The sequence below is a fragment of the Bartonella sp. AA16NXGY genome (assembly GCF_042197325.1).
Classification (GTDB): Bacteria; Pseudomonadota; Alphaproteobacteria; order Rhizobiales; family Rhizobiaceae; genus Bartonella.
On sequence record NZ_JBHIRR010000011.1, the window covers coordinates 33,196 to 46,647 of the forward strand.

The window sequence follows — 13,452 nt, forward strand, 5'->3', positions numbered from 1 at the left end:
ACTCCCGGAATACTCATGCGAGGGCGCTCGCAACCGGAGGGGAGCTTGAAGTGCAAACTAAAAATTCACATTTTAATGACATTTCAATAGGTAAAAGAATCCGTCATAGAAGAATTTCAATGGGACTTTCTCAAAAGGAATTAGGAAGCCATTTAGGTGTCAGTTTCCAACAAATCCAAAAATATGAAAAAGGTTTAAATCGTGTAAGCGCGGGGTGTTTGCTCGAAATTGCTAAAAAACTAGAGGTTCCTATGAACTTTTTTTATGCGGACCTTTTAACAGCAGATATTCCCACAAAAGAACATGCCTTACACCACGATCAAGATACCACCAGCGAAAAAGAATACGCCCTTTTAAAAAACTTTAGAGAGCTCCAGCCGAAAAAACAAAAAGCAATTTTGTGGTTAATTTCTGATTAGACAGTGGTTAATTTCTGATTAGGCAAAAGCGCATCAATCGACATCCGTTGCCAATATCCCCCTCTACCTAAAGCCTTGCCTGACTGATATCACCACATCTCAAAAAACGGTTTACGGCACCGGTTTACGACATCATAGGATCAAACTTCAAAATAGGATAAAAACACCAAAACCTTGGAAAAACATCCCCACCCCTCTCACAGAATTTTATCAAGAGATCTCTTCTGATTTAAACGCACAATTCCGATTGTATCATTATGATACCTTTTTACATTTACCTTGTCAAGTTTTTATATTTTTCTTTTGATACTTTTGTGTTTTTCTTTAAGGGAGCCACATCCCTCAAAACACCTTTCCTGCAAAATGCCCCTCATACAAAACACAATGTCTAAAACAACAAGAGCTAAAATAGGATTTCCCCTAAATAGGCATCCCTCTAAATGGGCTTCCGCCTAAATAGAATTCCCCCTAAATAGAATTCCCCCTAAATAGAATTCCCTCTAAATAGAATTCCCTCTAAATAGGATTTCCCCTCTAAATAGGCTTTCATTGTATTGCTCATTCACCCACTTATTAAAAAAAACACCTCTCAATGCTTCTCACACCCATTTCACGGATATCCCCCATACAAATATAGATGCAACTATAATTGTTAAGCTCCGCATAGAATATAAACGCCCACCACGATTTTTCTCTCTTCACATCTCTTTACACATCAGCTCTGCAATCTGTTCACAGCCATTCCCCACACACTCTTCTCCAGAAAACGCACTTCAACAGCACTCTTCATCCCAACTTTCTCCTCCATTCACGAAGACACTTCCCCCCAATTCTCGCACCACATTCCACGCCCCCAAAAGCCCAAAGTGACCAAAAACACGCACAATATATAATCCACAAATCCCCCCACTTCACTTTTACAGATTCACATTTTTACGCTTTTACATCATTACAGAACGCAGCCAAGGAAAGGTTCACCACCCCGCACCACTCTATAAACAATAGTCTATAAACCAACCCAGCTTTTTGCCTAGTACCCCCCTTACAGTCTTCAGACGCCCTCCTCAAACGACAGCACTTCGTCAGGCTTGACAAATCAAGCCCTATCTCCTTAAAAATCGCCATCCTTCACGCATCTCTTTGCACCAACGCCTTACCCACACTCTCCCCCCTATCCATGCGCACACTCTCTTCATCCTCCATTCCCCCTTTTTCTCTCCCATCACACACTCACAACTTAACAGCACTCTTCATCCCAGCGTTCCCCGCTCCATTCACAAATACATCCCCCAATCCTCGCACCACATTCCATGCCATAATAAAAGCTCTCACAAAGCACAAATCCTCCGCTTCATTTTACAGATTCACATTTTTACGCTTTTACATCTTTACAGAATGCAGCCAAAGGAAACTCCCAAACCACCACGCGACAATTTGATAAAAACAAAACACCTTTCCAACAATCTCAAACAACAGATTTCTGTAAAGAGTTCATATGAATTTGATTGTTTAGATCTGACTATTAGATTGGCATATAGAGCCGTAGAACAGAAAGTAATTTTCTATAAGACAGAAACGATAAAAGCGCTATATAACTGAGATAGAACATGAAGAATTGCAAACAGATAAAACGACATCTTTCTTCGTTACAACACTGAAATTGTAACCGAAACGACGAATAATTGTCATCTGAACATGTAATTTTCACATCTGCAAATTTTTATTGATTAATTCAATCCCAACACTTCCCCTGAAACACATTTCTTCATTATCTACTTCTTTGAGACAAACCGGTAAAGGGGTTTCATCGATTATAAGTGCGGATATAATAACGCGTTACTCCAACCTCATCATAAGAAACCATAGACATGATACCTGTCTTTATTGGCGTTATTTGATAAGTCAAGATTACACCATTTTGCTGTTTGTTTGGTTGATCTGTATAGATCACGTTATATCCATTCCGTCGCAAGAGATCAATAAATACAGGAGTAAAGTTGTCTTCTGTTTTATTTTTTTTCACAATAAGTGTTGTTGTAGCGGGCGGTAAAGGTTTTTTAAGATTACGAACAAAATCGTTAGCAATTAATTTTATATCATCTTGCGTAATATTTGGACTAACATAACTTGATGAATAATTATTGATAGATGCACAACCAGCCACCAATACAAGCGGTAACGGAAATAAATATTTTGACATCTTAACTCCCCTATTAATTGCATTCTCTTCTGAGAAGCTCCTACACCAGAAATAAGAGCCTCCTTTCAAAGAATAGCCTTAACAACATACTGCTTTACTATCAAGCATTAGTTAATCACTTTCTCGCTTGTTTAAAAAACGACCACCATCTCTCATAGTACTCAAAGCTTATGTTTAAGACACAAAATATATATGTTAAAAGTACGAAAAAACACATGTAAAGCATATAGTATATGTATACTTACTTTCATGGTGTGTTGCATTACATAAACCAACGCATAGCACCCTTCATTTCCCCTCCATTCACGAAGACACTTCCCCCAATCCTTCTCACCCCTCCATATCATGACAAAAAACACGCACAATATATAAACCACAAATCCCCACTTCACTTTTACAGATTCACATTTTTACGTTTTTACATCTTTACAGAACAAAGCCAACGAAAGGTTCACCACCCCGTACCACTCTATAAACAAAGGTCTGTAAAGAATTCAAATGCTTGCCTAGCAAATTTCCACCACTGACCACTCATTCGTTTCAGATCACCCCCTTCAAAGAGCTGTGTTTTTACCTCATGAATAAGATAATGAGCGAACCGTCTTTAGAAAAAAGAAACGGCATGGAGATATAAAATATATCAATGGTCGTCATCGACTGTCGTGTTAAGAGGTGTTAACTCTTTATTTTTCTTAATTTTTACAACGCCAATAATTCCGGTGGAAATAATTAATGCGGACATAGCTAAAAAAGAGCTTAACAATCCCACGAGAGCCAAAAGTCCAGCAATAAAGCCAGACATTGCTTCCGCAGAGTTCGCTAAAGTTGAAAAGGTTCCAAAACTCTTACCAAAATCTTCACGACGAGAATATAATTGAATAGCTGAGACTAAACCAATATCCACAAAGGCACCAATAAATCCTAAAACAAATGCTAACACGAGAAGGAATTTTAAATAAATTTCTGCAGCTAAGGGCATAACAAACAGAATAACCCCATAAAGAAGCCAAAATATCATGAGCTTCAACGAAGTAATATTTAATATAATTTTACTATATAACAAACCACCAACAATAGTTCCAACAGCCATGAGAGAAAAAATATAACTCACAAAGCTTTCCTCTCCCCCTATAGAGAGAACAAAAGCTGGAATTAAAAATCTTAAAATTGCACCCGTAAAGAGAATAGCAAACGACGAGCCAACGAGCGTAATAAATAAATTATTATGTTCTGTAGAAATATATTTAAGATATGAAGCTGTTTCTCGATAAATTTTTATAAAATTGAATGATTTATTCTCATTTGAATTTAAATTCATGAGATTAAATAACACGATAATAGATATAAAATAGGTAAAAAAATCAAAAATGAGTACTGCCGATTTATTTGCAAAAAAAAGCAGTATGGAACAAACCAAAGGGCCAATGACGGATGCAGTTTCCATGATAATTTGAGCAATGCTATTGGCCTTTGTAAGATCTTTTATTGAAAACATTCTGGGAATAGCAGCTTGAAAACTTGGTTGGAAAATACTTCTTCCTATCGTTGTACATATTGCTGCAAAAATAAGAACAATGATATGTGCCGTACCTGTTATATAAGTTATAAAAACAAACAATGAAGCTAATAATCTCACAACTTCACTTAAGATCATATTTTTCTTCAAAGAAAAATTATCCGCTAACCAACCGCCTATAGGGCCAAAAAAGAGAAAAGGGATAAATCGAAAAAAATACACAAGACCTGTAAAAAAGGTGTTATCTGTTAATTCTAAGACCAGTAAAATAAAAACAACTTCATAAGCATAATCTCCAACTTTGGAAATAAAGAGAGAGCAAAAAAGAGCTAATGGACTCTTTTTTAAAAACAAATTCATATCAACCATCCGATGTTAAACTTTTCTACACTTAAAGTTACACTTCCTTCGATACAATTGGTGATATGAACTTCAGAAGAGTCTTTTATTCTAATAAATCGCTTAATAAGTTAAGTGAAAATTTTTAAAGAAATACTCCTCTTGATATAAGCATTTACTCTAATATCAAGTAATATCTTAAAAAAGAAAGAATGTAAAAATTATGAGATCACAATCTTCCATATTATTACATTGACCTCCACCCCACGTCTCAAAGAATGAAAATTCCCAACCAGCACTAGTCTACAATCCCACAATAAAAAGCAACTTTCCCCACAAAATAAAGCTTACACCCAACCACTTCTCAAACGACAGCACTTCGTCAGGCTCGACAAATCAAGCCCTATCTTCTTAAGCCATCCTTCACGCATCTCTTTGCAATACCCGCCTTACCCACACTCTCCTCCTATCCATGCGCACTCTCTTCATTCTCCATTCCCCTTTTTCTCTCCCATCACACACTTAACAACTGAACACCCCTCTTCCTCTAAACGTCTCCCTCCATTCACGAAGACACTTCCCCCCAATTCTCGCACCACATTCCACGCCCCCAAAAGCCCAAAGTGACCAAAAACACGCACAATATATAATCCACAAATCCCCCACTTCACTTTTACGGATATACGTTTTTACATCTTTACAGAACGAAACCAACGAAAGGTTCACCACCCCGCACCGCTCTATAAACAATAGTCTATAAACGAACCCAGCTTTTTGCCTAGTACCCTTACAATTTTCAGACACCCCCCCCTCAAACGACAACACTTCATCAGGCTCGACAAATCAAGCCCTATCTCCAAAACCGCCATCCTTCACGCATCTCTTTGCACCACCGCCTTACCCACACTCTCCCCCTATCCATGCGCACTCTCTTCATCCTCCATTCCCCTTTTTCTCTCCCGTCACACACTTAACAACTTAACAGCACTCTTCCTCTAAACTTCCATTCACGAAGACACTTCCCCCAATTCTCGCACCACATTCCACGCCCCCAAAAGCCCAAAGTGACCAAAAACACGCACAATATATAAATCCATAAATCCCCCACTTCACTTTTACGGATATACGTTTTTACGCTTTTACATCTTTAAAGAACAAAGCCAACGAAAGGTTCACCACCCCGCACCACTCTATAAACAATAGTCTATAAACGAACCCAGCTTTTTGCCTAGTACCCTTACAGTCTTCAGACACCCCCTTCAAACGACAACACTTCATCAGGCTCAACAAATCAAGGCCTGCCCTCAAATATTCTAGCTCTTCACACCCCTTCAAAGAGCAGTGTTTTATGGCATAAATAGAATAGAAAATTTTTGATTTTTCTTGCCAATCTTCTGAAATTACTTTATCACTTAAAGTGTAATTTTGATCGTCTACGCAACGATCAATAGGGATTAAAAACCCGAAGACTTGACACATAAATTTATCCCGCTTTGCGGGTATCCCGGAATTCCGGGAGATTTTGCTATGTCCAGGTGCTTTGGCACTAAAAGCAAAAAGCTGAGTCAAGTCAGTGTTTTTAACTCCCGGAATACCAATGCGAGGGCGCTCGCAACCGGAGGGGGGCTTGAAGTGCCAACTAAAAATCCACATTTTATCGACATTTTGATAGGCAAAAGAATCCGTCATAGACGCATTGCAATGGGACTTTCTCAAAAAGAATTAGGAAGCCATTTAGGTGTCAGTTTCCAACAAATCCAAAAATACGAAAAAGGCTTAAACCGTGTAAGTGCCAAATGTTTACTAGAAATCGCTCAAAAACTAGAAGTTCCTATGAACTTTTTTTATGCAGACATTGCCACAAAAGAAGATCTCTCAACAAAAGAAACTCTCTTACACCACAATCAAGAAACCTATAACGAAAAAGAACACACCCTTTTGAAAAATTTTAGAGAACTCCAGCCGAAAAAACAAAAAGCAATCTTGTGGCTAATTTCTGATTAAGCAACAGCACAACGATCAACATTATTTGTTAATATATCAAACAACGAAACATCCTTAAGTCAAATTCAGATCAGCTCCCCTTCAAAGAGCAATGTTTTACGGCATAATAGAATAGAAAATTCTTGATTTTTCTTGCCAATCTTCTGAAATTACTTTATCACTTAAAGTGTAATTTTGATCGTCTACGCACCGATCAAGAGGGATTAAAGGTCCTAAATCCGAGCGTAAAAATGAACCCGCTTTGCGGGTGTCCCGGGATTCCGGGAGATTTTGCTATGTCCAGGTGCTTCTCAGCACTAAAAGCAAAAAGCTGACTCGGATTCAGTACCTTTAACTCCCGGAATACCAATGCGAGGGCGCTCGCAACCGGAGGGGGGCTTGAAGTGCCAACTAGAAATCCACATTTTATCGACATTTTGATAGGCAAAAGAATCCGTCATAGACGCATTTCCATGGGGCTTTCCCAAAAAGAATTAGGAAGCCATTTAGGCGTAAGTTTCCAACAAATCCAAAAATACGAAAAAGGCTTCAATCGTGTAAGTGCCAAAGGTTTACTGGAAATCGCCCAAAAACTAGAAGTTCCTATGAACTTTTTTTATGCAGACATTGCCACAAAAGAAGATCTTTCAACAAAAGAAACCCTCTTACACCACAATCAAGAAACCTATAGCGAAAAAGAACACACTCTGTTGAGAAACTTTAGAGAGCTCGAAGCGAAAAAACAAAAAGCAATCTTGTGGTTGATTTCTGATTAGGCAAAAGCGCAACGATCAACATTATTTGCTAATATATCAAACAACAAAACATCCTTAAGTCAAATTCAGATCAGCTCCCCACACCCCCTCAAAGAGCAATGTTTTACGGCGGATAAACGGCATTTCTCTCTAACGTTTTTACGCACAAAGCAATAAAGCAATCCCGCTTGTGACTTCACTTATAAAATTGCAAGAAAATAGTTTTCACGACAAACAGAAGTAAAAGAATCCTACGATATTCGAAAACGCTGATTTAACATGCAAAAACACCAGCCACTCCCTTTGCTTTGCAATAAAATACCGCTGTCTCATCGTGAATTTTTCTAAATCAGCACGCCTCAAAGAGCGGTGTTTATCACATAATAGGATTATCACCGCCCTTTATACCATGAATTTTTCCAAACTTAATCTTCAGGCAAAAATTCCAACCGATCTCCTTGTTTTGTAATTTTCACCGTCGTCTCATCATGAATTTTTCCAAATAAGATATTTTCCGCCAGTGGGTCTTGAATTTCTTTTTGAATAATCCGTTTAAGGGGACGCGCACCATAAAGGGGATCATAGCCCTTATCGGCAAGAAACTTTCTCACCTCTGGCTCGATTTGCAAAGTTATTTTGCGTTCATTGAGCAAATTTTGCAAATGTTCTATCTGAATATCGACGATAGCTTCCATATCGTGACGTTGCAGCCTTTGAAAGAGAATAATCTCATCAATACGGTTTAAAAATTCAGGACGGAAAGCCGCTTTAACGACATTCATAACATCATTTTTTGCCTGATCGGTTGTTTGCCCTTCAGGCAAAGCAGTTAAAAACTCAGCACCAAGATTAGAAGTCATAATCAACAAAGTGTTACGAAAATCGACGGTACGTCCTTGACTATCAGTCAAGCGTCCCTCATCCAACACTTGCAACAAGAGATTAAAAATATCAGGGTGTGCTTTTTCAATTTCGTCAAACAGAATGACCTGGTAAGGTCTTCTACGTACAGCTTCAGTCAGCACCCCACCCTCTTCATATCCAACATATCCAGGAGGTGCCCCAATCAGCCGCGCCCCGGCATGCTTTTCCATATATTCCGACATATCGATGCGCAACATGGCATTTGGGTCTTGAAAGAGAAAAGCGGCAAGAGCTTTGGTTAATTCGGTTTTCCCCACACCAGTAGGACCCAAAAACATGAAAGAGCCAAGCGGACGATTGGGATCTTGCAACCCTGCACGCGCGCGGCGTACAGCACGAGAAACAGCTTGAACAGCCTCTCCCTGACCGATCACACGTTTGCTAATTTCATCTTCCATCCGCAACAGCGCCTCCCGTTCTGCCTCCAGCATTCGATCAACAGGAATACCGGTCCAGCGTGAAACAATCCGCGCCACATGTTCAGCAGTAACCGTCTCTTCAACGAGATGATTTTGTTGGTCATCATTTTCCGCAATACTCAATTGTTTTTCGAGTTCAGGAATGACACTATAAGCGAGCTCTCCAGCGCGTTGGAATTGTCCATCACGCTGTGCAATAGCCAAAGCATTACGGGCTTCTTCGAGTTGTTTTTTCAAATCAGCAGCATGCCCTAATTTTTGTTTCTCAGCCTGCCAAGCACTTGTCATCTCAGCGGACTGTTGTTCCAATGTTTTGAGTTCCTCCTGCACATTTTCCAAACGTTCTTTTGCTGTTGGCTCGACATCTGTTTTCAAAGCTTCCCGTTCGATCTTCAACTGTAAAATACGCCGATCAACAGCATCGAGTTCTTCCGGCTTTGAATCGACCTGCATGCGCAAACGCGCCGCCGCTTCATCGATCAGATCAATCGCTTTATCCGGCAAGAAGCGATCCGTAATATAGCGGTTAGACAAACGCGCCGCCGCAATCAAAGCACTATCAGCCAAGCGCACTTTGTGATGTTGTTCATATTTTTCCTTAATACCGCGCAAGATAGAAATAGTATCTTCTAAAGAGGGTTCAGGTACAAAGACAGGCTGGAAGCGGCGTGCCAAAGCAGCATCTTTTTCGACATATTTTCGATATTCATCGAGCGTAGTAGCGCCCACACAATGGAGTTCTCCGCGTGCAAGAGCAGGTTTTAACAAGTTAGAAGCATCCATAGGACCATCAGATTTTCCAGCGCCAACAAGATTGTGCAATTCATCAATAAAGAGGATAATTTGTCCATTTTCGGCTTGCACCTCTGCCAGCACCGCTTTAAGGCGCTCTTCGAATTCCCCACGATATTTTGCACCAGCGATAAGCGCTCCCATATCCAACGCATAAAGCTGTTTATCCCGCAAAGTTTCAGGCACATCGCCATTAACAATGCGCAATGCCAACCCTTCCACAATAGCTGTTTTCCCCACCCCAGGCTCACCGATAAGCACAGGATTATTTTTGGTCCGCCGTGAAAGCACCTGAATAGTGCGGCGGATTTCCTCTTCCCGCCCAATCACAGGGTCGAGTTTTCCTTCACGGGCATCTTTTGTGAGATCCCGGGCATATTTTTGCAAGGCATCATATTGTCCTTCAGCATGGGGGCTTGTTGCTGTTTTTCCTTTCCGCAGCGCATTAATTGCCCGATTAAGCGCTTGCGGGGTCAATCCTCCACTTGTTAAAATATCGGCTGTTTTTGCGGTCTTTTCCATGATCAGCGCTTGCAACATGCGCTCCACGGTCACAAACTGATCACCGGCTTTTTTCGCAATATCCTCAGCCAGCGCGAAAACTTTTGCCAATGGCTGCGAAAGATAGAGCTGTCCATTTCCCCCCTGCACTTTAGGCAAAGCATCAAGTGCTTCTTTTAGCGCCTTTTGAATAAGAGTAAGATCACCACCAGCGTTTTGGATAAGCGATGCAGCCAATCCTTGAGAATCGTCTAACAACACTTTCAGGAAATGCTCCGGCAAAAACTGCTGATGATCAGAAGCAAGAGCGCTATTTTGTGCTGATTGTAAAAAACCCTGCACGCGTTCGCTATATTTTTCCAAGTTCATTTTTTTTCCTTAAATCTCAAGCCATCACCACACTTTAACCTCTCCAATATTCCACAAAAGAAACATCCAGAAAGGATTATCCAGCCTCTAAAAAACACCGCGAAAAAAGCAGCAAGAAGAAGAACCATAGTGCTAAAAAGAATATGGGTTTCTACAAGCCTCATAGCAAGAGGGAGAAAAAAAATACGCTATCATTTTAAATAAAAACCGCAACTTTTCTTATACCCCCCATCATCACTCCCCTTTTTAAACCATCACCCCTAAATTCCACCATTAAACTTAAATTTGAACAGCAGAAAAGGAGCATGCAAAAACACTTTAAACAAAGTAGTCTTTACAGCATATAGTTTAGAGTAAACATTAAAGTATTTTCTCTAATTTTACTTAACAAAACATTGAATATGTGCTTTAATACTTATAAAGTTACACTATTTTTATTAAGATAGAGGATTTGAGTATGTACCATACTGTAAAAAAGGTTATTTTAATACTTTTATTCCTTCTGATAAGTAAACCAAGCTATGCCATTTTTGCCGGCAAAGTTATTACTATAGAGCATGAATGGCTTAAAAATGCATCATTTGATCTATTTATTTTCACCCAGCAAGTAAATTACGATGGTGGGCCTAACTCCATCTATTTCTGGGGAAATAAATTTGAATTCCAAAATGGAAAAAGTGGACAAATTGGTTTTTTCAACAGGAGCGGCCGTACCATTCATTTTTCTATCTGGAATGCAACGGGATGGAAGGGTAATACATGTAAGCATTTTACTCAGGAAGGTTCAGGAGTACGATGTGAAATTAACTTTCCATGGGAGATGGGACGCAGATATCGATTATATGTTGAAAAAAATGGAAATCTAGTTACAGCGACAGTAGTCGATTTTATAACGGGTAAAAAAGTGAATATTGGGACCATAGAAGTACCAAATACATTTGGACAACTCCGTAAATCTTCAAGTTTTGTTGAAGACCATTCTCGTTGGAAGAGACATCTCTCCTCCTGTTATGATTTAAGTCCGCAAAGTTCGATTTTTTTTGAGCCTCAAGGCATAAAACAAAACAAGCTACACGAAGGGAGTCTGAAAGCTTCTAATCAAGGAAAGTGTCAAGATTCTGACTTCATCCAAACATCATGTACATCCAACTTTTGCATGACAAGTATAAGCGACTTTGGAGGTTTAGCCTCGCCTACTACTAAACCAGAAATACAAATTTCCAATGAGAAAGATCTGTCTGCAGAAACAATTTCTAACGTTTTGAAACAAAAAGAGCTTGTCGTTATTCGTTCAAAAAATCGTTCTTGGGCACCCAATATCTTTTTGCCATCTCCTGATTCATTTAAGTGGAAATCAATCTTTATAGATCATCTAGCGGCTTTCAGTTCTACGCTTCACACCACTCACGGCACACAAAAGATAACCACAGGTCAAAAGATTATGTATATGTCTGATGGAAAAACTTGGAAGATTATGAAAAGAAACTAGCTTTTTTCTTCTTGATAAGCCCCTCACTCCCCTTTGAAAACAACTGGGGGTGAGAAAGTTTTTTTTCATTTCCCCACCACGGCTCCCTTTCCCAGTTATTTTTTCGAGCCCTGCTCTCATCCCGTCGTCCCCTTTAACTTCCCTCATCATCATACTTTCCAGCGCATTTTCTCCATTCTCACCCCCTTTCAAAACCACAACACCCTTTCCTCTCTATCTCCTCACCTCCCTCTTCTATCACCCTCACACCATCCCTTCACGCATCCCTTTGCACTACCCCGCCTCTTATCCACACCCTCCCCCTTGTCCATAGGCACTCTCCCATTCCACGCACTCCTTTTTCTCTCCCATCAAACATTTACGACTTACAGCACTCTTCATTCCAGCTTCCCTCCTCGATTAACAAGCTCTCGTTCTCCCCCCATTTATCTCACCCCATCCATGCAAAAACCCAACGTGCCCCCAAAATTAGCTCACCTCATCATCATACTTTCCAGCGTATTTTCTCCATTCTCACCCCCTTTCAAAACCACAGCACCCTTTAATAAAAGCCTCACCCTCCCTCTTCTATCACCCTCACACCATCCCTTCACGCATCCCTTTAAACTACCCCCACCTCTTATCCACACCCTCCCCCTTGTCCATAGGCACTCTCCCATTCCACGCACTCCTTTTTCTCTCCCATCAAACATTTACGACTTACAGCACTCTTCATTCCAGCTTCCCTCCTCGATTCACAAGCTCGTTCTCTCCCCATTTATCTCACCCCATCCATGCAAAAACCCAACGTGCCCCCAAAACACGCACAATGCATAAATCCATAAATCCTCCTCTTCACTTTTACAGATTCACATTTTTACGCTTTTACATCATTACAGAAAACAGCCAACGAAAGATTCACCCCACGCACTGCTCTGTAAACACTGCTCTGCAAAAATCTGATTTTCTTGTCTATTAGATTCCCCTGCTGATTATTTCATATGGCTATCCCACATATCAAAAAATGCTGTTTCATCAGACAAGACAAATAAGCCCTTCCTCCAAATATTCTCCACATACTCTTCTCCAGAAAACGCACTTAACACCCCTTTTCATCCCAGCTTTCCCCGCTCCATTCACAAATGCATCCCCCTACTCTCACCATATTCCACGCCATGATAAAAGCATACACACAGTACAAATCCTCCGCATTATTTTACGGATATACGTTTTCACGCTTTTACGTTATTACAGAAGTCAGCCAAATAAAATTTCCACATCACCACCCCGCACCGCTCTGTAAACACTGTTCTGAAAACGAACCCAGCTTTTTGCCTAGTACCTTACAGTCTCCACCCCCCAAAAAAGACAGCACTTCATCAGGCTCAACAAATCAAGCCCTACCCTGAATATTCAAGCTCTTCACTCCTCCTTCAAATAGCGCCGTTTTACGGTATAACAGAATAGAAAATTTTTCATTTTTCTTGCCAACCTTCTGAAACTGCCTTATGAATAAATATCGTAAGTTTGATCGTCTACGCAGCGATCAACAGGGAACTAAAAGCCCTAAACCCTAACGTACAATTGAGCCCACTTTTGCGAATATCCTTAGAATTCCGGGAGTTTTTGTTATGTCCAGGTGCGTTTCCGCACTAAAAGCAAAAAGCTGACTAGGGTTCAGTACTTGTTACTCCCGGAATACCAATGCGAGGGCGCTCGCAACCGGAGGGGGGCTTGAAGTGCCAACTAAAAATCCACATTTTATCG

Annotated in this window: 9 protein-coding genes; 4 read left to right on the forward strand and 5 right to left on the reverse strand. The window is 40.3% G+C overall.

What is annotated here, in order from left to right:
• The first annotated feature begins 50 nt into the window (after positions 1–50).
• The gene (locus ACFINK_RS07020) at positions 51–419 is read left to right on the forward strand and encodes a helix-turn-helix domain-containing protein (RefSeq protein ID WP_375638512.1); all 369 of its coding nucleotides are present in this window, start codon (positions 51–53) and stop codon (positions 417–419) included.
• Between the two features lie 1,804 nt (positions 420–2,223).
• On the opposite strand, the gene ACFINK_RS07025 is transcribed toward ACFINK_RS07020, so the two are convergent.
• From ACFINK_RS07025 to ACFINK_RS07035, 3 genes are all read right to left on the reverse strand, one after another.
• Positions 2,224–2,619, reverse strand: coding sequence for a conjugal transfer lipoprotein TrbH (locus ACFINK_RS07025; protein ID WP_375638506.1), 396 nt, complete (start codon positions 2,617–2,619; stop codon positions 2,224–2,226).
• A gap of 640 nt (positions 2,620–3,259) precedes the next feature.
• The gene (locus ACFINK_RS07030; RefSeq protein WP_375638513.1) at positions 3,260–4,495 is read right to left on the reverse strand and encodes an MFS transporter; all 1,236 of its coding nucleotides are present in this window, start codon (positions 4,493–4,495) and stop codon (positions 3,260–3,262) included.
• A 464-nt stretch (positions 4,496–4,959) separates the two neighbouring features.
• Positions 4,960–5,115 (reverse strand): hypothetical protein, encoded by a 156-nt coding sequence (locus ACFINK_RS07035; RefSeq protein WP_375629151.1) that lies wholly within the window; start codon positions 5,113–5,115, stop codon positions 4,960–4,962.
• Between the two features lie 991 nt (positions 5,116–6,106).
• Between ACFINK_RS07035 and ACFINK_RS07040 the strand changes: the two genes are divergently transcribed.
• Together ACFINK_RS07040 and ACFINK_RS07045 are read left to right on the forward strand one after the other, a co-directional pair.
• Positions 6,107–6,478: a helix-turn-helix domain-containing protein gene (locus tag ACFINK_RS07040; protein ID WP_375638514.1), complete on the forward strand. Its 372-nt coding sequence runs from the start codon at positions 6,107–6,109 to the stop codon at positions 6,476–6,478.
• Between the two features lie 383 nt (positions 6,479–6,861).
• Complete coding sequence (locus ACFINK_RS07045; RefSeq protein ID WP_375638507.1) at positions 6,862–7,233, forward strand: helix-turn-helix domain-containing protein; 372 nt, start codon at positions 6,862–6,864, stop codon at positions 7,231–7,233.
• 404 nt (positions 7,234–7,637) lie between these two features.
• Here the strand turns inward: ACFINK_RS07045 and clpB are convergent, their stop codons facing one another.
• A complete protein-coding gene (gene clpB, locus ACFINK_RS07050; RefSeq protein WP_375638508.1) occupies positions 7,638–10,217 on the reverse strand; it encodes an ATP-dependent chaperone ClpB in 2,580 nt (859 codons plus the stop codon).
• A gap of 457 nt (positions 10,218–10,674) precedes the next feature.
• On the opposite strand from clpB, the gene ACFINK_RS07055 reads away from it, so the two are divergent.
• Positions 10,675–11,706 (forward strand): DUF3472 domain-containing protein, encoded by a 1,032-nt coding sequence (locus ACFINK_RS07055; RefSeq protein ID WP_375638509.1) that lies wholly within the window; start codon positions 10,675–10,677, stop codon positions 11,704–11,706.
• A gap of 619 nt (positions 11,707–12,325) precedes the next feature.
• Here ACFINK_RS07055 and ACFINK_RS07060 read toward each other — a convergent pair.
• Entirely contained in the window at positions 12,326–12,463 is a 138-nt protein-coding gene (locus ACFINK_RS07060; protein WP_375638510.1) for a hypothetical protein, read from the reverse strand.
• Positions 12,464–13,452 lie beyond the last annotated feature (989 nt).